Genomic DNA, 19,501 nt, shown 5'->3' with positions numbered 1-19,501 from the left:
TTCGCTACTCTTTTTTTGAGTGGTGCAAATGTAAAAACTATATCAACATCTCGCAAATTTTTAACCATATTTTACCAATATTTCCAATACTTAAATCATAATATACTGGCCCATAATCCTATACACAATATAAAAGTTATCCACTTTTTCGGAATTATGCACCAAAGTAAAAAACAAAGCTTAAAAACTAAGCATTTTTGAACATTTTATCAATTTCATATTTGGAGCAAACACCATGAAATATCAAAAATTTTCAAAATAGATGATCAAATTTAAAAATAGAAACTTTAATAAGAACCTTTCGACCCTCAATTATCAGGGGACAAATGCCACTTTAAATAATAGGTCGTTGAATAGATTCATTAATATTTAAATTGATTACTCTTAAATATTACTGAATGATCAACTTTAATACTCCCAAATGACTTCTTTATTAAAAAGGCAATCATTACTTATATATATAGATGTAAAAAAGTATCGATCAGTAAAACATGATTAACTTTAAGAATAAAAATACTTTTAGAGTACTCAAATAAAAACCTTTCTTACACATTGCAAGAAAGGTTATATATCATGAACTAGAGATTCAGAAGATCTATAAAAATCAAATTGTTAAACTCCTTAATTTTTTAAATACAAAATATCCACATAAACATCCAACAGTATCTGCTATTAGATCTAAAAATTCTAAAGACCTACCCCAATGCATTTCATCCTGAAGAATTTCTGTAAGCAAACCATAAATAATCATGATCTGAAAAAAATACAGAAATTTAATCTTTGGAATTGCCGCCATAAAACAAAAACCAAGCATTGCGAAAATGCTGAGATGTAAAAGCTTATCAATTCCCTCGAACATAAAAGGAAATTCATTATTCTCTAAGCCAGGACGCAAAAGCATATAAGTAATAAATGCCCAGTAAATGGGCAAAATCTTACGAAATAATTTTGATATCTTATCCAAGAGATTCTTGGTATTGTTCCGCTGAAAGAAGTTCTGTAGTATCTGCAGAATCGCCGATATCCAATTTTATGATCCAGCCTTTTCCGTATGGATCGCTGTTCAGCAACTCAGGTTGATCTTCTAAATCTGCATTAAACTCTATTACAGTACCCGCTAAAGGTGAAAAAAGGTCAGAAACTGTTTTCACGGCTTCTACACTTCCGAAAACATCTCCTGAAGAAAGTTCATCATCAACAGAATCAACATCTACGAAAACAATGTCGCCCAACTCACTTTGTGCGAAATCTGTAATTCCGATTGTTGCGATGTGTCCATCAATCATCACCCATTCGTGATCCTTCGTGTACTTTAATTCTGACGGTGTATTCATTTTTATAATATTTTATTTTTCAAAATTAATTAAAATTCTCCGACCGTCAAACGTTTCTACGCATTATTTAAATTTCTGAATCCTTCTTTATATAACTGGAATACTAAAACTGATAAATAAAACTGAAATGGCAAAATCGCTCTAGACGCCAATCATTTGTTTTTCGCCATTTTAGTATCTTTGTTTTCTTGAAAAAATTTCAGAATAAAGGATCTTAATTGACCTCCTTTATATACCAACCAAAAAATAAATAATGAATTTAGAAAATAAGTTAGCCAAAAGTCAAACAGCATTTGAGAATTGGAAAACCGTTCCCTTCACAGAAAAGCAAAAACTTTTGCAGAAGCTAGCAAGTCTTTTAGAAAAAGACGCCGAAAAATTTGGGAAGATCATTACACAGGAAATGAACAAACCTATCACGCAATCGATCTCCGAAGTTCAAAAGTGTGCTTTAATGACCCGTTATTACGCAGAAGCAGAAAACATTTTAAAACCAGAAAAAATCAAAACCGAATTTCGAGTTTCTGAAATTCATTCTGTTCCAAAAGGAGTCATTTTGGGTGTGATGCCGTGGAATTTCCCTTTCTGGCAAGCTCTACGATTTGCAGTTCCAGTGATTTTGGCCGGAAATACTGTTGTTTTGAAACATGCTTCCATTTGTTTTGGAAGTGGAAATATGATCGAGAAGTTATTTTTGAAAGCTGGTTTTCCGAAAGAAGTTTTTCAAAACTTAGAAATTGGACATGAAGACGTAAAAAAAGTTCTAGAAAATCCTATTATTAAAGGTGTAAGCTTAACCGGAAGTGAAAAATCCGGCGCTGAAGTCGCTTCTATCGCAGGAAAAAACATTAAAAAATCTTTGCTGGAACTGGGCGGAAGTGATGCTTTCATCGTTTTAGATGATGCCGATTTTAAAAAAGCTGCAGCAAGCGGTGCAAAAGCGCGTCTTCAAAATTGCGGACAAGCCTGCAACGCCGGAAAAAGATTCATCATTCAGAAAAATATTGAAAAGGAATTTTTACCAATGTTCATTAAGGAATATCAAAAATATATTCCCGGAAATCCTCTGAAAAAAGAAACCTTGATTGGCGGAATGGCTCGTCCGGATTTGGCAGATGAACTAGAGAAACAGTATAAAAAAGCACTCAAATTCGGGGCAGAAATTATTTTGCCACTCGAAAGAATTTCTAAAAATGAATTTATCCCAGGATTAATCAAAGTAAAAGCAGGAAATCCGATTCTTCAAGATGAACTTTTCGGACCGCTCGGAATGGTGATGATTGCAAAAAATGACAAAGAGGCCCTGAAACTTGCGAATGATATTCCTTTCGGTTTGTCGAATTCGGTTTGGACGAAAGATAAAAAAAGACAACAATTATTTATCGATCACTTAGAATCCGGAACGGTAAGTTTGAATAAAGAATCGAGTTCTGATCCGAGATTGCCTTTTGGCGGCGCAAAATCTTCGGGTTACGGAACAGAATTATCGCTGCATGCTTTGAAAGAATTTGTTAATATGAAGACGATCGTAGGGAACTGAAATTGATTTTTTTTCAGATCCATTCATTTTTGAAATTAATCCGGATCGTTTAATATTTCATATTTATACCCCATCAAAAAGCAGGTTTTAGTTTTTAAAACCTGCTTTTTAATGGGGCTTCTTTTCTTTAAAAATTATAAAATTCACCCAAAATTTTTCCTCAAATTTTGCTCCGTACCTTTTGAAGTACAAATGAGATTCAACGCAAAAAGTTATCTGAACATTAAAATCTAAAGACCTTCATCTAAATTTTGTGCTTTTAGTGGTTCGACGATTTCTAATAGTTTCTTGAAAACGTCTTGTGAAATTCCGCTCATCCGAATTACGTCCTAACTTTGTTGAGAAGCTTTCCGCTTTTCCGGAGTACGTCCTAACTTCGTTGGGAAGCTTTCCGCTGTTCCGAAGTACTTCCTGACTTCGTTGGGAAGCTTTCCGCTGTTCCGGATTGCGTCCTGACTTCGTTGGGAAGCTTTCCGCTGTTCCGGATTACGTACTAACTTCGTTGGGAAGCATTTTTACTCGCTTTCCTGAACTTCTACTTTCAACTGCGCTTTATATAAAGTCGCATAATAGCCGTTTTTGTCAAGCAACTCGAGGTGTTTTCCTTCCTCTACAATTTTGCCATGTTCCATGACGATAATTTTATCGGCTTTTTCAATGGTTGAAAGTCGGTGCGCGATAATGATGGAAGTTCGGTTTTTCGTAATTTTCTCCGTCGCCCTTTGAATAAGTTTTTCGCTTTCATGATCGATGGAGGAAGTCGCTTCATCGAGAATCAAAATTTTCGGATCCGATAAATAAGCTCTTAAGAACGACAACAACTGTCTTTGACCCAAAGAAATCGAGGAACCTCTCTCTCTCACTACATAGTCATAACCGCCGGGAAGACTTTCGATAAAGGCATCAACTTCGATATCTTTTGCTACATTCTTTATTTTTTCTAATGTCACCGTTTCGTCACCAAAAGCAAGATTTTCGAAAATACTGCCGTGAAACAAAAACACATCTTGTAAAACAACTCCGATATGACTTCGAAGATTGTAGAGTTCGTACTCCTTTAATTCTACATCATCCAACAAAATTTTACCTGAATTGATGTCGTACAATCTTGTGATTAAACTGATAATGGTCGATTTTCCGGCTCCAGTTGCCCCAACAATTGCCACGGTTTCTCCGGGGTTTACTTTAAAACTGATTCCCTTTAAAACCTCCTGTTTATCATCATACGCAAAATGCACATTTTTAAATTCTATTTTTCCATCAAAATGATTTTTCGAAATTTTACCTTCATTGGGAAGCGCAAAATCTTCATCCATCACGCCCAAAACTCTTTCTGCGCCAACAATTCCCCTCTGAATATTATTGAACCGATCTGCAATTTGTCTTAAAGGGCGAATCAACATCGAAATATATTGAATAAAAGCGATCACCGCTCCAGCTTTGATGGTGATAAAACCTCCATAAAAAAGGATAAACCCAATAAATAAGGACGAAATTAATTCAACAACCGGGAAAAAAAGGGAGAAAATAAAAACGGTTCGAAGGAGCGCCGATTTCAAGGTAATATTGATCTCATCGAATTTCTGAAACTCCGCTTTTTGTCGGTTAAAAACCTGGATCAGCGACATTCCCGAAAGTCGTTCCTGTACAAAAGAGTTTTGATTCGAAGTCCACGATCGCTCATCTGTAAAGGCTTTCTTCAATTTTTTCTGAAAAAATCTCGTAATCAAAACCATTAGCGGAAGAATTCCCAAAGAAATATAACTTAAATGGACATCAACTTGAAACATCATGACCAATACGAAAACGATTCTTAGAATGTCTCCAAAAACCATCAAGAATCCATCCGTGTAAACGGTTGCAATGGTTTCTACGTCTCCAACTGCTCTTGTTACCAATTGGCCGATCGCGGTTTTATCAAAAAAAGAAGTGCGGAAATAAATCAGTTTATGGTACAATCTTTCCCGGATGTCGCGGATTACATTTTGGGAAATAAAATTAGAAAAATAGACCAGGAAAAAATTCAAAATCGTTTCCCCAAAAACCAAGGCCACCAAGATGTAAATATGCTTCATCATCAACTCCTTGTCTCGAAGCTGAATGATATCTGTATCCACGATCAACATCGTTAAGTACGGTCGATAGGTAGAAACGGTGGCGAGAAGTAGAGAAATAATTAAAGTGACAATAAACCAGGACCGAAATTTCATTCCGATTACAAATAGCCGTTTAATAATATCCCAAGTCGATTGCTGCTTCATAAATTGTAAAAATCTCTGCAAAAATAAGGAATTTTGACTCGCTGAAAAATTTAATGAACGATGTTTAAGGAATTACAACGCACATCAACCACAAAAGTCACAAAAGCGAAAGGAACTAGAAAGCGTATTAAAGTAAAAACAAGAACAATCTCCCTTTTTTTATCTTTAAAAAGTAGTAAATAACTTCAGCGTGATCGAACTTTTGTGACTTTTGTGGTTCAATAAAAACTCAAAAAATCAAACACTCAAAACTCATAACCCACATCAACCACAAAAGTCACAAAAGCGGAAGGAATTTTAAAGCGTCTTAAAGTAAAAATAAGAACATTGTCCCTTTTTTTATCTTTAAAAAGTAGTAAATAACTTAAACGTGCTCGAACTTTTGTGACTTTTGTGGTTCAATAAATACTCAAAAACCCAAAACCCCAAAAACTCAAACACTCAAACACTCCAAACTAATAACCAAATCAACCACAAAAGTCACAAAAGCTGAAGGAACTTTAAAGCGTCTTAAAGTAAAAATAAGAACAGTATCCCTTTTCTTATCTTTAAAAAGTAGTAAATAACTTAAACGTGATCGAACTTTTGTGACTTTTGTGGTTCAAAAAATACTCAAAAAATCAAACACTCAAATACTCAAAAACTCTAAAACCCAAAAACTCAAACACTCCAAACTAATAACCCACATCAACCACAAAAGTCACAAAAGCGGAAGGAACTAGAAAGCGTATTAAAGTAAAAACAAGAACAATCTCCCTTTTTTTATCTTTAAAAAAATAGTAAATAACTTAAACGTGATCGAACTTTTGTGACTTTTGTGGTTCAACAAATACTCAAAAACCCAAAACCCAAATCAACCACAAAAGTCACAAAAGCGGAAGGAACTATAAAGCGTCTTAAAGTAAAAATAAGAACAGTGTCCCTTTTTTTATCTTTAAAAAAATAGTAAATAACTTAAACGTGCTCGAACTTTTGTGACTTTTGTGGTTCAACAAATACTCTAAAACCCAAAACCCAAATCAACCACAAAAGTCACAAAAGCGGAAGGAACTATAAAGCGTCTTAAAGTAAAAATAAGAATAGTGTCCCTTTTTTTATCTTTAAAAAGTAGTAAAAAACTTAAACGTGATCGAACTTTTGTGACTTTTGTGGTTCAACAAATACTCAAAAACCCAAAACCCAAATCAACCACAAAAGTCACAAAAGCGGACGGAACTTTAAAGCGTATTAAAGTAAAAATAAGAACAGTGTCCCTTTTTTTATCTTTAAAAAATAGTAAAAAACTTCAGCATGATCGAACTTTTGTGACTTTTGTGGTTCAATAAATACTCAAAAACCCAAAATCTCAAACACTCAAAAACTCAAAACTCATAACCCACATCAACCAGAAACAAACCTTGTGCAGGTGCAGAAGTTCCCGCAGAATTTCGGTTTTTATCTTCGATGATTGTTCGCAAATCTGAAGGTGCAATTTTTCCGTTTCCAATTTCAACCATGGTTCCTACAATCGCTCGAACCATATTTCTCAAAAAACGGTCTGCAGAAATCATGAATTTAATTTCGGTTCCATTTTGTTCCCAAAACGCTTTGTAAATTTTGCAGTTATTGGTTTTATTCTCGGTGTGTAATTTAGAAAAACTCGTGAAATCTTCGTATTCAAAAAGGATTTTGCAGGCTTCATTCATCAAATCAATATTCAAATCCCGTTTCCAGATTTGCCAGGAAGAATCCTGTGTAAAAGGATTTTTATCCAGAGAAATATAATATTCGTACGTTCGAAAAGTGGCATGAAAACGGGCATGAAAATCGTCTTTCACCGAAAAAACGCGCTTGATTGAAATATCAGTGGGCAAAAAACTGTTGAGTTGGTAAACCAGATTTTCGCCGAGATCTTTTTCCGTGTCGAAATGGGCGAAAATTTTCTTCGCATGAACGCCGGTGTCGGTTCTTCCCGCTCCAGTTGTTTTAATTTCTTCGCGTAAAATGGTGGACAAAGCGTTCTCCAAAACTTCCTGTACAGAAATTTGGTTCGGCTGGATTTGATATCCAAAATAATTTTTACCGGAATAAGAAAACTCAATAAAATACCTCATCGGCTGCAAATTTACTGAAATTTTAGGAGCAGAAAAACTGGATTTTCTCAGAAAGTTCGGTCCCGTTTTCCACTGTATCTTTTTTGTTATTGCGAACAAAAGGAAGCATTCCGTAGAAAATGCACGCCATCGCAATCACAAAAAAGGATGCCGTTTCAACCGGGGCTAAAAGTTCTTGAGGTTTTTTATATATTTGATTTAAAGTAAAGGCCAGTTTTATAAGACCAATCTCCCCGAAATCGGGTGGATCTGTCTGACGAAGTAGGAAGTATAAACAAGTTAGCCGTCATTCTAAAAGCAGAGCGCCACACAAAACAAGGATTTGAAAAAAATATTTAACCATTTAATTTTTAGAATTCAACAAGGTTTCAGAATATTGAATTTGAATCCTAAAATAAGTCTTCCTATTTTAATTGTTACAGGTGTTTTGATTGCTGTAAAACTACCTTCAAACTATTATTATCCTGCAATTTTCTTTGGTTTAACCTTGATTTTTCACATAAATAGAAAAGACATCCCATTTCTAAAAAAAGTCTTTGTGAAGAATTGGAGAATGATCATTTATATTGAATCAGCAATCATTTACGCATTGTTATTATTAGGAAATATAAATTACATCCTTGATAATTTTGGGTCTTCGTTGTTTTTTGTATTGATTTTATTTTCATTTTTATTCCCAAAAACAAAACCAGATTTTTCTCTTAAATGGAATTTTATTCCAGAATCTTTATTTGAATGGCGGAGTTTTTTGAGGAAAAATACTTGGTTTGCAATTATAGGCTATGTAATTATTATTTTATCTGCTTATCAAACTGCATTATTAATTTTTGTGGGCATTTTTATATTAGACTTCTTTTCAAACATTTATGAACATAATGAAAGCAAGGAAATGTTGGAAATATATTTTAAGAAGCATTCCTTTGAAGAAAAATTAAAATCAAATGTTTATTTTTTCAACCTTCTACTTTTGCCAACATATTTAGGATTTCTAATCTTAAATTCTAAAGATAGTATTTACTTAATCTATTACATTGTATTTATGAATCTTTATTTTTTGCTAATTTTGACAAGAAAATACAAAGTCTATAACCATAAAGAAAAAACAAATTATTTTAATATGGGTGTGTTTTTAGAATACTTTTTTTGCAGTATCACTGTGATTCCCGCTATTTTTGTATTGAGAGAAAATATAAGAACATCCAAAAAAAACATTAAACTGTATGTTGGAAGTTAGAAATTTAAATGTAAGCTTTAAAAACCAAAAAGTTTTGCAAGATTTCAATTTAAATATTGAAAATGGAGAAATAGTTGGAATATTAGGTAAAAATGGAGCGGGAAAAACAACTTTCTTTGAGTCGCTATATCGAAGTGTGAAATTTTCAGGAGAAGTTATTTTAGAAAACCAGCATTTAAAAAGAGAACAAATTTCCTACTTAGAAACCGAAAATTATTTCTATCCTTACATCACAGGAAAAGAATACCTTTCATATTTTAAAGAAATTAATAATTCTAAATATATCGAGCTAATTGAAAAATTTAATCTTCCGTTAAACAAATTTGTCCAATATTATTCGAGCGGAATGCAAAAAAAATTAGCACTTATTGGAATGCTACTATTAGACAAGCCTATCAATATTTTAGACGAGCCATTTAATGGAGTTGATTTTGAGGGTGTTCATATTCTATATGATATAATTGGAAATTTAAAATCCGAAAATAAAATTGTAATTGTAAGTTCGCACATCATTGAAACTCTATTTCATACTTGCGACAAAATTGCAATTTTACAAAATGGTCAAATTGAAAAAATTTACGAAAAATCTGAATATGAACAACTGCAAAATTTCAAATTCTGAAAAAGAACGAGAAATAAACAAACTATTTCTTCAAGCGGAATCAAGTTTCATCGAAGATTTCAGCTATTAGTTCAATTTTCAGCAAGTAGAAAGTTTTCGTGTTTTTAACCCGCCATCAGAAATATCCAACCGTTTCCGCCAATTTTCGTTGACCAAAGTTTCAAAAGACAAACTTTTGTATATTTGAAGAAAGTTTGAAATGACAACCAAAGAACACATATTAAAAACACTAAAATCTAATAAGCTTAGACTTTCGAAATTCGGTATTCGAAATGTTGGCTTGTTTGGGTCTTATATTCGCAATGAGCAATCGAGCGAAAGTGATATTGATTTGTTAATTGATTTCGAACCAGAAAAAGAAAACTTTGACAACTATATGGCGGCTTATGATTTATTTGAAAAAATCTTCAAAAACGAAAAAATTGAAGTTGTCACCAAGAATGGCTTGAGTCCTTATATTGGTCCGAAAATCTTAAATGAAGTTCAATATGTCTAAAGAGCCAAAAGAATATCTTAGACATCTTCACGACGAATGTTAATACATCATTTCTGTTAGCGAAAACTTATTGTTTGAAGATTTTATGGAAGATGAAACTTTGAAAAGAGCAGTTGTAAGAAGTTTGGAAATTATTGGAGAAGCTACAAAGAAAATTCCTGCTGACTTCAAAGTGAAATGGGATACTATTCCATGGAAAAATATGGCTGGAATGCGTGATCGATTAATACATGATTATATCGGAGTTAATTACGCCATTGTTTGGGATGTCCTGAAAAACAAGATTCCTGATATGAATAAGCAAATTTCTGAATTCCTAAATAGAGAATAAAAACTAGCGGTAACATCCGTTTCTCGCACTTGCGAACTTTGTGGTGAGTTCAAGTTTACGTTTCGTAAGAAATTTTATCTTTAACAGAAAATAATTCGTTCTGAAGTACGCAACTTCTTGTAGCTGCAAAACCTTACAGCATCAAAAAAAATCAACTTATTCCCTTCACTTCATTCAAAAAAAAAACAGGAAATTTACGCCATGAAAATTCTCCTCCTCTCCGACTCTCATTCTTATATCGACGACCGAATTTTAGAGTATGCAAAAAATGCAGATGAAATTTGGCATTGCGGAGATTTCGGAAATTTGGATGTCATTGAAAAACTGGAGAAACTCAAACCTTTACGCGGCGTTTACGGAAACATCGACGGAACGGAAATCCGAAAAATATTTCCCGAAGTTTTAAGATTCAAATGTGAAGAAGTAGAAGTTTTGATGATTCACATTGGCGGTTATCCGGGAAAATATACGCCTTTAGCCAAAAAAGAAATCGAAGAAAAAACACCGAAACTCTTTATTTCCGGACATTCACATATTCTTAAAGCCATGTATGATCAAAAAAAACAACTGCTTCACCTCAATCCTGGTGCGATCGGAAAAGTTGGATGGCATCAAATGAGAACCATGATGCGTTTTGAAATCATTGGTGATCAAATCGAAAATTTAGAAATTGTAGAATTGGGCAAAAAGTGAACTAATGAATAAACATCGAGAAACCGCACTTTTCAAAAAATCACAGGAAATTTATGATATCCTAAAGATTATCACGGATTTAATACCCGAAGACAATAAACCTTTACAGTTTACAAAGCTGCACATGCTGGAAAATATTTACACGATTCAGGCAAAAATTGTGGGTGCCGAATCTGTAAATCTTTGGGATTTAAAAATGGAAAACGCCGCAATTATCAGAAAATGCGGACGAGAGTTAATGGTACTTTATCACAGTTTGCAAATGCACGGTTTTGAAGAAGCAAATTATTACAAAATTGTCCGGGAAGAAATTGAAGAATTCCGTGTACTTTTCCGTGATTGGGTTTTAACTTTTAATTCTAAACATTTCATCGTTGATGAGTGGGGACTTTTTAATCCACCTGGAATTTCACAAGATTACGTTCAAAGAGATGATGAATTAAATTTTCTGGATGAGGAAGATGACGATGAATTTTAAAGAAAATTTCATTTATTTCTTCTTCAAACCATCATAAATATGATGAATTAATCCATCGGCAACAGAAATCTTCGGCACAAAAATTTTGTCGATATCGCTCCAGCTCATAATGTTATTATAGATTTCCAAGGCGGGAACCAAAACATCTGCACGATCTTCGCGTAAATTAAACTGCGTCATTCTTTCCGCCACGGTTAATCCGTTCATTTCCTTGTAATATTTTTTCAGAAATGCGGTCGACATTGGTTTTCCATCTTTTGTTTTGCTCATGGAAAAAATCTTGTTGATATTTCCACCAGAACCAATCGCCAAAATTGGATGATTGCTGTTGATGTTTTTTCGGATTTCTTCTTTCATTTCCTTCCACTGATCGTCTTTAACCAAACCATTCAGCAATCGAATGGTTCCAATATTAAACGATTTTTCATACTTCTTTTTTCCATTTTCGAAAAAATTGAGTTCTGTAGAACCGCCTCCAACATCAATATATAAGTATGCGAAATTTTTATCGAGTCCCTCTGCAATATGATTTTCGAAAACCAGCGACGCTTCTTCATCACCAGAAATAATTTCAATATCAATTCCAGAATTTTTCTGGACTTCTTTGATGATTTCCGGACCATTTTTGGCGTCACGCATTGCACTCGTCGCGCAGGCTCGATAATGTTCCACCTTGTAAATTTTCATTAAATCACTGAAAATTCGCATGGAATCTAAAACCATTGTTTTTCGTTCGGGTCCGATTTCTCCTTTCGTAAAAACATCCATTCCCAAACGGAGTGGAATTCTCAAAAGATTGAGTTTGGTAAATTCTGGCTTGCCTTTTTTGGTTTCGGTAACTTCATTGATCAGTAATCTCGCGGCGTTACTCCCAATATCGATGGCTGCAATTCTCATTTTTTCTAAAATTTTTTGGAAATTTTCACAAAATTCAAGGAAGAATTTCTTCTTTAAAGATAGGAAGAATCAAAAGAAAAAGGCAACAAATCACGAACTGATTTTGTTTTATAAATTGCTCCATCCAGTGAGGCAAAATAAATTTCTATAGGATCTAATTGTTTGGCTTCATATTCCAGAATTGATTGTCGGCACGCTCCACATGGTGGAATCGGCACGGAAGTTAAAGCTTCACGAGGTGCACCAATAACAAAAAGCTTCTTGATTTTCACATCAGGGAAATTGGCCCCGATCCAAAAAATGGTGGTTCGTTCTGCACACAATCCCGACGGATAAGCCGCATTTTCTTGGTTACTCCCAGAAATAATTTCGCCGTTTTCTAATAAAATTGCGCAACCTACTGTAAAATTGGAGTAAGGTGCGTATGCAATCTTGCGAAATTTTTGGGCAGTGTCGAATAGTTTTTTTTCAGTTTCGTCAAGATGATCGTAACTCTCAAAGGCTTCAAAACTGGTGGTATATTCTTTTTGCATGGATTAAAAATAGGGAGGTAAAGGTACTTAATTTTTCTGAAAAAATGTTTTGGCGTAAATTTAGAATAGCTTTAGAAAGGATTTTCTATTAATTAGAAAAAATTTAAACTTAAAATAACTAAAAAATAGGTGAAATCACGGTAAACTTTATCGGAGACTTATAGTAATTTTACTCTTGCAATTTTGAAGTCATTTTGAATTTTGAGATCCAAAAATGAACCTTATGAAAAATTTAAACAAAAACATTCGTGACCTACCCCAAGAAGATCATCCCCATTCGGAATCTGTTTTAGAGGATTTCTTTATCCATTCTTTAAAGGAAATGTATTATACAGAATGCGAAATAGACAAAGAATTCGCGCTTATCACAAATCAAATCATCTCTCTCAACTTAAAGAAAATTCTCGAAAATCATTATGCCATTCTCCTTAAGCATAAAATACGCCTGGAAAAAATCTTCCGCTTAAAAGATGAAATCATCGATGTTAAAAACTGTATTACTTTCAATGCCTTGCTATCAGAAGGGAAAAAGCAACTTGCGGTTTTTACAAATGATCCTGTAAATTGGGAAATTGCCCTTATTCTTGTTGCTCAAAAACTGGCGCATTATAAAATAGCTTCTTATGGTGGTCTTGCCCATCTTGCAATTAAACTGAACTACCATAAAGCTGCAACATTATTAGCAGTGAGTGCGCAGGAAGAAGAGGAATTTATTGCCAATCATTTAAATCGCATCTTCGACGCTTTTCTAGCCTCTCATGTAGAAGAATATAAAAATTAGGCACGCCAAATTCCGTCAAGAACCTTTCAAGCTCCTTTTCATTGCGGAGTTCTACTATTTACTTTTTCAACGACCTTTCGAAATCTCATTATCGAAGGCTATTTTTTTAAAAAACCTATCATAAGAATGTAATTCTTATGTCCCATTTTCAGAAAATACAAATCATTTTCGATGCTGCTTCACGCACTTAATCCCAAGATTTCTCTCCTTTTTTCAATAGCTACATTTACCACTAAGAGGAATTACACTTCTAAAAAACCCGATTAAATAAAGCGATTACAAAGATATAATCAGGGCGAAAGTCCGTTCGTTGCGACCATCATCGGATGATTACTTTAATACAGTTTTATAAAAAGACAATTGATTTCTTCCCTTTCCACCGATCTCTTTTTAAATAAAATCCACCACTCATCACCTATTTCATGTAAGCAAGAATAGAATTGTTGCACAATAATCCCACTTCTAAAAATTGATATAATAAATGAAAAATACCCAAACCTGCTGTTCGCTTTGTGTACATTTGCAGCCTTAATCAAAATAAAGACTTATGATTTTATATTCTCCAATTCAATTGAGAAATCTCGAAATTAAAAACCGTTGGGTGATGTCGCCAATGTGCATGTATTCCAGCAATGATGGTGTCGCCACCGATTTTCACTATGTTCATTACGGAAGTCGTGCGCAAGGTGGAACCGGATTACTCATCGTAGAAGCAACCGGCGTGGTTCCCGAAGGTCGCATTACCAACAAATGTATGGGACTTTGGAACGATGAACAGGGAAAAGCTTTGAAAAAAATTGTGGATTTCGTGCATGAAAATTCCGACAGCAAGATCGGAATTCAATTGGCTCACGCCGGAAGAAAAGCTTCGACGTGGAATGGAAAACAATTGCCGCTGGAAGAAGGTTGGGAAACCGTTGCACCTTCAAAAATACCCTATTCCGAGGAAGAAAGAATTCCGCATGAATTAACGATTGAAGAAATTAAAAAACTCGTTCAGGATTTTCAGGATGCTGCGAAAAGAGCTTTGGAAGCAGGTTTCGATCTTATTGAAATTCACGCGGCGCACGGATATTTGGTTCACCAGTTTTTGTCGCCTTTGTCGAATGTACGAACCGATGAATACGGTGGAAGTTTCGAAAACAGAATTCGATTCTTGGTAGAAATTGTGGAAGCAGTGAATGAATTGCTCGATGACAATCACCCGCTTTTTGTAAGAATTTCCGGTACCGAATATGCAGAAAACGGTTGGAATATCGAAGAAAGCGTACAATTAGCAGAAATATTAAAGAATAAAAACGTTGATCTCATCGATGTTTCAAGTGGTGGAAATATTCACGGTGCTAAAATTACTTTGTTTGATGGATATCAGGTTCCACTTGCGGCCAAAATCAAATCAAAAACTGGAATTAAAACCGGCGCTGTAGGACTAATAAAGAGCGCAAAGCAAGCCGAGGAAATCTTACAAAACAATCAGGCTGATCTCATTTTTGTAGCTCGTGAACTTCTGAGGAATCCTTACCTTCCGGTTCGCGGCTCATTCAAAAATAACGACGATTGCTTTTTCCCGCACCAATATGACAGAGCAAAAAATTAGAATTTTGCATCCACTAAAAAAGCCATTTCAATTGAGATGGCTTTTTTTTATTCTTTTTCCGATGTTTTAATGAAAGCAAGCGTATAATTGCTTTTCAATTTTCCCGAAAGTTTGTTGCAGAGGTGCGACAACCTTTCGGGCACATCTGAAAGTCTGTTTCTAGGCAGCGACAAGCTTTCCGGAAGAGCGGAAAGTTTGTTTCTAGGCAGCGACAAACTTTCCGCTCAATTTATTGCAAAAAGTGCTCTTTGCTTATGAATATTCAAATTTTCGAATGACTTCCAGCGTTTTATCGATCTCAGTTTCTTTAATGGCATCTGAAATAAACCAGGTTTCATAGCCACTTGGTGGCAAATAAATTCCTTTTTCTAACAATTGATGGAAGAAATTATTGAACAAAGCGTGATTGGCATCTGCTGCTTCTTTGAAATTAGAAACCGCATTCACATGAAAAAACAAACTCATCATGGAACCTTTTCTATTAATTCGGTGCGGAATCGACTTCGCGTTTAATATTTTCCCAATTTCGAAATCTAAAGTTTCGGTGGTTTTAGCAAGATTTGCGTAAAAGTTTTCGTCTTTTTTAATGAGTTGCAAAGTCGTCAAACCTGCACGCATCGCCAAAGGATTTCCGCTCAAGGTTCCGGCTTGGTACACCGCACCCTTTGGCGCAAGATGATCCATGATTTCATTTCGTCCGGCAAAAGCACCGACCGGAAGTCCACCACCAATCACTTTTCCGAAGGTTACAAGATCTGCCTTCACGCCGTACAATTCCTGCGCGCCTCCAAAAGCCAAACGAAATCCGGTCATCACCTCATCGAAAATGAGAAGCGCTCCGTTTTCGTCGCACAATGTTCTTAATTTTTGAAGGAAATTGTTCTCAGGCAAAACACAACCCATATTTCCGGCAACCGGTTCGATGATGATGGCGGCAATTTCACCTTGATTGTGTCGGAATAAATCTTCCACCTGTTCAAAATCATTGTAGGTTGCAGTCAAAGTATCCTGCGCAGTTCCAGGAGTTACGCCGGGAGAACTGGGATTTCCGAATGTCGCCATTCCACTTCCAGCTTTAATGAGAAAAGAATCGGAATGACCATGGTAACATCCTTCGAATTTGATGAATTTGTTTCTTCCCGTAAAACCTCGAGCCAAACGAATCGCGCTCATACAGGCTTCAGTTCCGGAAGAAACCATTCTGATCTGGTCGATGTTCGGCACATTTTCTACGATATATTTTGCGATTTCGGTTTCCAATTCGGTGGGAGTTCCATAAGAAAAACCGTTCTCCGCCTGCTTTTTAATGGCTTCTAAAACTTCAGGATGCGTATGTCCGAGAATTGCGGGACCCCAGGAATTGATGTATTCGATGTATTGATTATCGTCAACATCGGTCATATAAGCACCTTTTGCAGATTTCATGAAAATAGGAACGCCGCCTACAGATTTAAAAGCACGAACGGGAGAATTGACGCCGCCCGGAATATAATGATAAGCTTCGTCGAATAACGCTGAACTTCTTTGGTATAACATATTTTTGGTTGATGGTTGGTTGTTGGTTGATGGTTTTTGGAACTAATTAGGATCTTGGTTTTTTGCTTTGAAGATAAATGAGTTGTCCGGATTTTGGTTGTTGACCTTCATCCATTCTGTTCTTCGCATATAATTTTTTGAGTTTAATTCCGAATTTCTGGGAAATATCATGCATGGATTCGCCGACTTGCGCTTTGTAAGTAGCTACATTTCCGGCGGAAGATTTACTTTCTAAAAATAAAATATCGTTTCTTTTTAGTTGGGTTCCGTCTAATTCATTCCATTTGCTGAGGCGACTTTCGCTGATCCCGAATTTTTTCGACACGTCAGCTAATTCTAAATCCTCTTGAATAATTACAAATTTCAATCCTTCATTCGGGTGACTTTTAATTAAAATAGCATTTAAAATTTCTGCTTTCGAAACAATCTTCTCTACATTTTTTTGCTGTTTTGCATAGGAAACTTGCTCGTAAGGAACTTTCACCGTTACTGGCGATGATGTAGATCTGCTTTGATCCAACTTCGCCATAAAAACACCGTCGTTTTTCAGGTCTGGATACATTTTCAAAATCGTGTAAAGAACCTCTTTGGAATTGGTTTTATCAAATTCCTGAAGATTATTTTTTTCAATTTTATCAATTAAAATGTAGGCGTATTTAGGATTTGTTGCATAACCGGCTTTCTTCAAACCATGCGCCCAAGATTTATAATCCATCATATCCAGGGAAAAAAGTTTGGTATAGTACGGTCGATATGCCAAAAATTTGGAGTGATCTTCATACGAATCTCGGGGATCATCGTAAACGCGGAAACATTCGTTGGGTGCATCATCGGTATGTTTCATGGTTTTTCCGGTCCAGTCTTCTTTGCATTTGATGCCGAAATGATTATTTCCTTGTTGCGCCAATCTGCTTTGTCCACCACCGGTTTCCAAAAGTCCTTGTGCTAAAGTGATCGAAGCTGGGATTTTGTATTTCTCCATTTCTTCCACGGCGAAAGGTGCGAATCTTTGGATATATTGCTCATCAGTTTTCCAAGTCTGCGCATGAAATTTTGATAGCATAAGGAGTGTAAAAGCAAAAAATATTTTGTTCATAAATTAATTACATTTTGGTTGGACCCATTTTAATTTTTAACCGCATTCCGATAATTATCGGAAGATGCAAAAGTTTTATTGGAATAAGTCATTCAAATGTTTGCAAAATCTGCATGAAATCTTATTTTTTTTTAAACTACAATCTTTTGTGACTTTATGGTAAAAAATTAATTAATGGTCTATTTTGTTTTTTCAATCGTTCATTCGCTCCGAAAATCCCCTGTAAACCTCCCGTGTGGAAAGCTAAAATTTTGCTTCCGTCTGGAAAATAATTGTTGTCGATCAGTTCAAAAATCTTCTTCATCATCTTTCCGGTGTAAATGGGATCCAGTTGAATTCCGTATTTTTCTTTGAAGACATTGATAAAACGGATATTTTCGTCGCTTATTTTACCGTAACCTCCGTCGTGAGCTTCAATAAGTTTACAATTATTCCTTTTTGAAAGTTCTACAACTCTATTATATAAGGAGTCATCATCAACTACTTTGAAACCCAAAACCTGTTGATTTTCTTCTGCAAACTTAGAAATTCCGGCGACTGTTCCACCGGTTCCAACTGCAGTGCAAAGATAATCAAAACTTTTCGTTTCAGAATTGAGCATATATTGAATCCCTTCTACGGCGCGATCATTGGTTCCGCCTTCGGGAATGATTAAGGCTTCGGGAAATTCTTTCTGTAAAATTTGGGTTAAAGATTCTTTATTTCTGTACGCTTCTCTCGTCACGAATCGAAATTCCATTCCGTTTTCATGGGCGAGTTTTAAGGTTGGGTTTTCCTGAAATTTATTTTGAAGTTCTTCGCCCCGAATTATTCCTAATACTTTCAATTGAAATTTCTTTCCTAGAGCAGCAGTTGCCGCAATATGATTGGAAAAAGCCCCACCAAAAGTAATGATGAAAGGGTTTTCTGGTTTTGGTTCCAAATAAGAATTGATATTATAAAAGAGTTTCCAGTATTTATTCCCGGAAATATGGGGATGAATAAGGTCTTCTCTTTTCAGAAAAAGCCGGATGTTTTTTTCTAAAGGAATTTCGATAATGGGAATTGAAATTTCGGGAATTTTCATTGGGACAAAGTTGAACGAAATATTGGAACAATACAAAAACTTATACAACAAAATGCAAATGTCGTACAAGTTTATTACATTTGTACGTATAAATTATTTTATGGATTCTAAACTCACGCTTAAACTCAATGAGAAAGTTATTGATCGTGCAAAAAAATACGCTTCCAATAAAAAACTGAGTTTATCTCGATTGATTGAAAACTATCTGGACTCGATTACGCAAGAAGAGAATGAGGATTTTGAGATTTCTCCTTTCGTGAAAAGTATTTCGAGCGGAAAAAGCATTCCGGCCGATGTAGATTGGAAAACTTTAAGAGAAGATTACACTGATCATTTAGACCAAAAACATCAGTAAAAAATGCAAAAGATATTTTTAGATACGAATATCGTTATTGATTTTCTCGGAGAAAGAGCGAATTTTTATCAACCTGCAGCGAAAATATTGACTTTAGCTGATCAAAAGAAAATTGAGATTTACACTTCTACTACATCAATTTCCAATACTTATTATCTCCTTTCGAGGTTTGAAAATACTAAAATTGCATTGGAAAAAATTAGAAAATTTAAGGTACTCTGCTCCATTTCTATGATGGATGATGAAGTTATTGAAAAAGCGATCAATTCTAATTTCAAAGATTTTGAGGATGCGATGCAGTATTTCAGTGCGCTTGCTTCTAATTGTGATTTGATTGTTACAAGAAATGAAAAAGATTTTAAAAACGCACTTATTCCGGTACTGAATGGGGAAAGTTATTTGGAGACGCTGAAAAAAAATCATTAGAAAAAAAATTTAATTTCAAACGGAATCTGCGCCCCGACTTGATTTCTATGACACCGCCAAACTATTTTGGTAATTATTTTCATATTTTTTTCCAGATTTGAGTACTGCAAAAATGAGATGGATTATTTTATT

Annotated in this window: 21 protein-coding genes; 12 read left to right on the top strand and 9 right to left on the bottom strand. The window is 34.9% G+C overall.

From position 1 onward, the window contains the following. A partial coding sequence (locus tag BW932_RS14335; RefSeq protein ID WP_221404520.1) for a hypothetical protein occupies positions 1 to 201 on the top strand: 201 nt, incomplete at its 5' end. Between the two features lie 403 nt (positions 202 to 604). Here BW932_RS14335 and BW932_RS13875 read toward each other — a convergent pair. Then, entirely contained in the window at positions 605 to 931 is a 327-nt protein-coding gene (locus BW932_RS13875; RefSeq protein ID WP_245820750.1) for a VanZ family protein, read from the bottom strand. Between the two features lie 25 nt (positions 932 to 956). Continuing rightward, positions 957 to 1,334, bottom strand: coding sequence for a glycine cleavage system protein GcvH (gene gcvH / locus BW932_RS13870; protein ID WP_076388622.1), 378 nt, complete (start codon positions 1,332 to 1,334; stop codon positions 957 to 959). Positions 1,335 to 1,587: 253 nt separating this feature from the next. Here gcvH and BW932_RS13865 point away from each other — a divergent pair, with 253 nt between their 5' ends. Beyond that, positions 1,588 to 2,874, top strand: a complete 1,287-nt coding sequence (locus BW932_RS13865) for an aldehyde dehydrogenase family protein (RefSeq protein ID WP_076388620.1) — start codon at positions 1,588 to 1,590, stop codon at positions 2,872 to 2,874. 515 nt (positions 2,875 to 3,389) lie between these two features. Here BW932_RS13865 and BW932_RS13860 read toward each other — a convergent pair. Then, entirely contained in the window at positions 3,390 to 5,135 is a 1,746-nt protein-coding gene (locus BW932_RS13860; RefSeq protein WP_076388618.1) for an ABC transporter ATP-binding protein, read from the bottom strand. Positions 5,136 to 6,496: 1,361 nt separating this feature from the next. Then, positions 6,497 to 7,228: a tRNA pseudouridine(38-40) synthase TruA gene (gene truA / locus BW932_RS13850; protein WP_076388628.1), complete on the bottom strand. Its 732-nt coding sequence runs from the start codon at positions 7,226 to 7,228 to the stop codon at positions 6,497 to 6,499. A gap of 322 nt (positions 7,229 to 7,550) precedes the next feature. On the opposite strand from truA, the gene BW932_RS13845 reads away from it, so the two are divergent. The 6 genes from BW932_RS13845 (at position 7,551) to BW932_RS13820 (ending at position 11,082) form a co-directional block, all read left to right on the top strand. Further along, positions 7,551 to 8,462: a hypothetical protein gene (locus BW932_RS13845; RefSeq protein ID WP_076388614.1), complete on the top strand. Its 912-nt coding sequence runs from the start codon at positions 7,551 to 7,553 to the stop codon at positions 8,460 to 8,462. Beyond that, positions 8,449 to 9,084 (top strand): ABC transporter ATP-binding protein, encoded by a 636-nt coding sequence (locus BW932_RS13840; RefSeq protein WP_076388612.1) that lies wholly within the window; start codon positions 8,449 to 8,451, stop codon positions 9,082 to 9,084. Before BW932_RS13845 ends, BW932_RS13840 begins: the two co-directional genes overlap by 14 nt. A 199-nt stretch (positions 9,085 to 9,283) precedes the next feature. Then, the gene (locus BW932_RS13835) at positions 9,284 to 9,580 is read left to right on the top strand and encodes a nucleotidyltransferase family protein (RefSeq protein WP_076388610.1); all 297 of its coding nucleotides are present in this window, start codon (positions 9,284 to 9,286) and stop codon (positions 9,578 to 9,580) included. Positions 9,581 to 9,626: 46 nt separating this feature from the next. Continuing rightward, entirely contained in the window at positions 9,627 to 9,911 is a 285-nt protein-coding gene (locus BW932_RS13830; RefSeq protein ID WP_394333212.1) for a HepT-like ribonuclease domain-containing protein, read from the top strand. 201 nt (positions 9,912 to 10,112) lie between these two features. Beyond that, entirely contained in the window at positions 10,113 to 10,604 is a 492-nt protein-coding gene (locus BW932_RS13825) for a metallophosphoesterase family protein (RefSeq protein ID WP_076388609.1), read from the top strand. A 4-nt stretch (positions 10,605 to 10,608) separates the two neighbouring features. Next, a complete protein-coding gene (locus BW932_RS13820) occupies positions 10,609 to 11,082 on the top strand; it encodes a hypothetical protein (protein ID WP_076388607.1) in 474 nt (157 codons plus the stop codon). A gap of 12 nt (positions 11,083 to 11,094) precedes the next feature. Here the strand turns inward: BW932_RS13820 and BW932_RS13815 are convergent, their stop codons facing one another. Further along, complete coding sequence (locus BW932_RS13815; protein ID WP_076388605.1) at positions 11,095 to 11,979, bottom strand: Ppx/GppA phosphatase family protein; 885 nt, start codon at positions 11,977 to 11,979, stop codon at positions 11,095 to 11,097. A gap of 53 nt (positions 11,980 to 12,032) precedes the next feature. Next, complete coding sequence (gene cdd / locus BW932_RS13810; protein WP_076388603.1) at positions 12,033 to 12,512, bottom strand: cytidine deaminase; 480 nt, start codon at positions 12,510 to 12,512, stop codon at positions 12,033 to 12,035. A gap of 223 nt (positions 12,513 to 12,735) precedes the next feature. Here cdd and BW932_RS13805 point away from each other — a divergent pair, with 223 nt between their 5' ends. Further along, positions 12,736 to 13,293 (top strand): YciE/YciF ferroxidase family protein, encoded by a 558-nt coding sequence (locus BW932_RS13805; RefSeq protein ID WP_076388601.1) that lies wholly within the window; start codon positions 12,736 to 12,738, stop codon positions 13,291 to 13,293. Positions 13,294 to 13,843: 550 nt separating this feature from the next. Next, the gene (gene namA, locus BW932_RS13800) at positions 13,844 to 14,890 is read left to right on the top strand and encodes an NADPH dehydrogenase NamA (RefSeq protein WP_076388626.1); all 1,047 of its coding nucleotides are present in this window, start codon (positions 13,844 to 13,846) and stop codon (positions 14,888 to 14,890) included. 252 nt (positions 14,891 to 15,142) lie between these two features. Here namA and hemL read toward each other — a convergent pair whose 3' ends face one another. The 3 genes from hemL to BW932_RS13785 all read right to left on the bottom strand — a co-directional run bounded on the left by hemL (position 15,143) and on the right by BW932_RS13785 (position 18,588). After that, on the bottom strand, positions 15,143 to 16,426 hold the full coding sequence (hemL, locus tag BW932_RS13795; RefSeq protein ID WP_076388599.1) for a glutamate-1-semialdehyde 2,1-aminomutase: 1,284 nt from the start codon (positions 16,424 to 16,426) through the stop codon (positions 15,143 to 15,145). A gap of 46 nt (positions 16,427 to 16,472) precedes the next feature. Next, positions 16,473 to 17,522, bottom strand: a complete 1,050-nt coding sequence (locus tag BW932_RS13790) for a glycoside hydrolase family 73 protein (RefSeq protein ID WP_076388597.1) — start codon at positions 17,520 to 17,522, stop codon at positions 16,473 to 16,475. 154 nt (positions 17,523 to 17,676) lie between these two features. Next, positions 17,677 to 18,588 (bottom strand): 1-aminocyclopropane-1-carboxylate deaminase/D-cysteine desulfhydrase, encoded by a 912-nt coding sequence (locus BW932_RS13785; protein WP_076388595.1) that lies wholly within the window; start codon positions 18,586 to 18,588, stop codon positions 17,677 to 17,679. A 100-nt stretch (positions 18,589 to 18,688) separates the two neighbouring features. On the opposite strand from BW932_RS13785, the gene BW932_RS13780 reads away from it, so the two are divergent. Together BW932_RS13780 and BW932_RS13775 are read left to right on the top strand one after the other, a co-directional pair. Continuing rightward, positions 18,689 to 18,943, top strand: coding sequence for a DUF6364 family protein (locus tag BW932_RS13780; RefSeq protein ID WP_076388593.1), 255 nt, complete (start codon positions 18,689 to 18,691; stop codon positions 18,941 to 18,943). Between the two features lie 3 nt (positions 18,944 to 18,946). Then, entirely contained in the window at positions 18,947 to 19,369 is a 423-nt protein-coding gene (locus tag BW932_RS13775) for a type II toxin-antitoxin system VapC family toxin (RefSeq protein ID WP_076388591.1), read from the top strand. The last annotated feature ends 132 nt before the right edge of the window (positions 19,370 to 19,501 follow it).

Source organism: Kaistella chaponensis (genome assembly GCF_900156725.1).
Classification (GTDB): Bacteria; Bacteroidota; Bacteroidia; order Flavobacteriales; family Weeksellaceae; genus Kaistella; species Kaistella chaponensis.
Note: the sequence above shows the minus strand (reverse complement) of the source record. Positions and strands in the feature narration are given on the sequence as shown.

Excerpts from the sequence above, each read along its gene's own strand:
- BW932_RS13785 (WP_076388595.1), bottom strand. The coding sequence starts at position 18,588 with ATGAAAATTCCCGAAATTTCAATTCCCATTATCGAAATTCCTTTAGAA.
- gcvH (WP_076388622.1), bottom strand. The coding sequence starts at position 1,334 with ATGAATACACCGTCAGAATTAAAGTACACGAAGGATCACGAATGGGTG.
- BW932_RS13860 (WP_076388618.1), bottom strand. The coding sequence starts at position 5,135 with ATGAAGCAGCAATCGACTTGGGATATTATTAAACGGCTATTTGTAATC.
- BW932_RS13775 (WP_076388591.1), top strand. The coding sequence starts at position 18,947 with ATGCAAAAGATATTTTTAGATACGAATATCGTTATTGATTTTCTCGGA.
- BW932_RS13790 (WP_076388597.1), bottom strand. The coding sequence starts at position 17,522 with ATGAACAAAATATTTTTTGCTTTTACACTCCTTATGCTATCAAAATTT.
- BW932_RS13820 (WP_076388607.1), top strand. The coding sequence starts at position 10,609 with ATGAATAAACATCGAGAAACCGCACTTTTCAAAAAATCACAGGAAATT.
- BW932_RS13835 (WP_076388610.1), top strand. The coding sequence starts at position 9,284 with ATGACAACCAAAGAACACATATTAAAAACACTAAAATCTAATAAGCTT.
- BW932_RS13780 (WP_076388593.1), top strand. The coding sequence starts at position 18,689 with ATGGATTCTAAACTCACGCTTAAACTCAATGAGAAAGTTATTGATCGT.
- cdd (WP_076388603.1), bottom strand. The coding sequence starts at position 12,512 with ATGCAAAAAGAATATACCACCAGTTTTGAAGCCTTTGAGAGTTACGAT.
- BW932_RS13815 (WP_076388605.1), bottom strand. The coding sequence starts at position 11,979 with ATGAGAATTGCAGCCATCGATATTGGGAGTAACGCCGCGAGATTACTG.
- BW932_RS13825 (WP_076388609.1), top strand. The coding sequence starts at position 10,113 with ATGAAAATTCTCCTCCTCTCCGACTCTCATTCTTATATCGACGACCGA.
- hemL (WP_076388599.1), bottom strand. The coding sequence starts at position 16,426 with ATGTTATACCAAAGAAGTTCAGCGTTATTCGACGAAGCTTATCATTAT.
- truA (WP_076388628.1), bottom strand. The coding sequence starts at position 7,228 with ATGAGGTATTTTATTGAGTTTTCTTATTCCGGTAAAAATTATTTTGGA.
- BW932_RS13805 (WP_076388601.1), top strand. The coding sequence starts at position 12,736 with ATGAAAAATTTAAACAAAAACATTCGTGACCTACCCCAAGAAGATCAT.
- BW932_RS13865 (WP_076388620.1), top strand. The coding sequence starts at position 1,588 with ATGAATTTAGAAAATAAGTTAGCCAAAAGTCAAACAGCATTTGAGAAT.
- BW932_RS13840 (WP_076388612.1), top strand. The coding sequence starts at position 8,449 with ATGTTGGAAGTTAGAAATTTAAATGTAAGCTTTAAAAACCAAAAAGTT.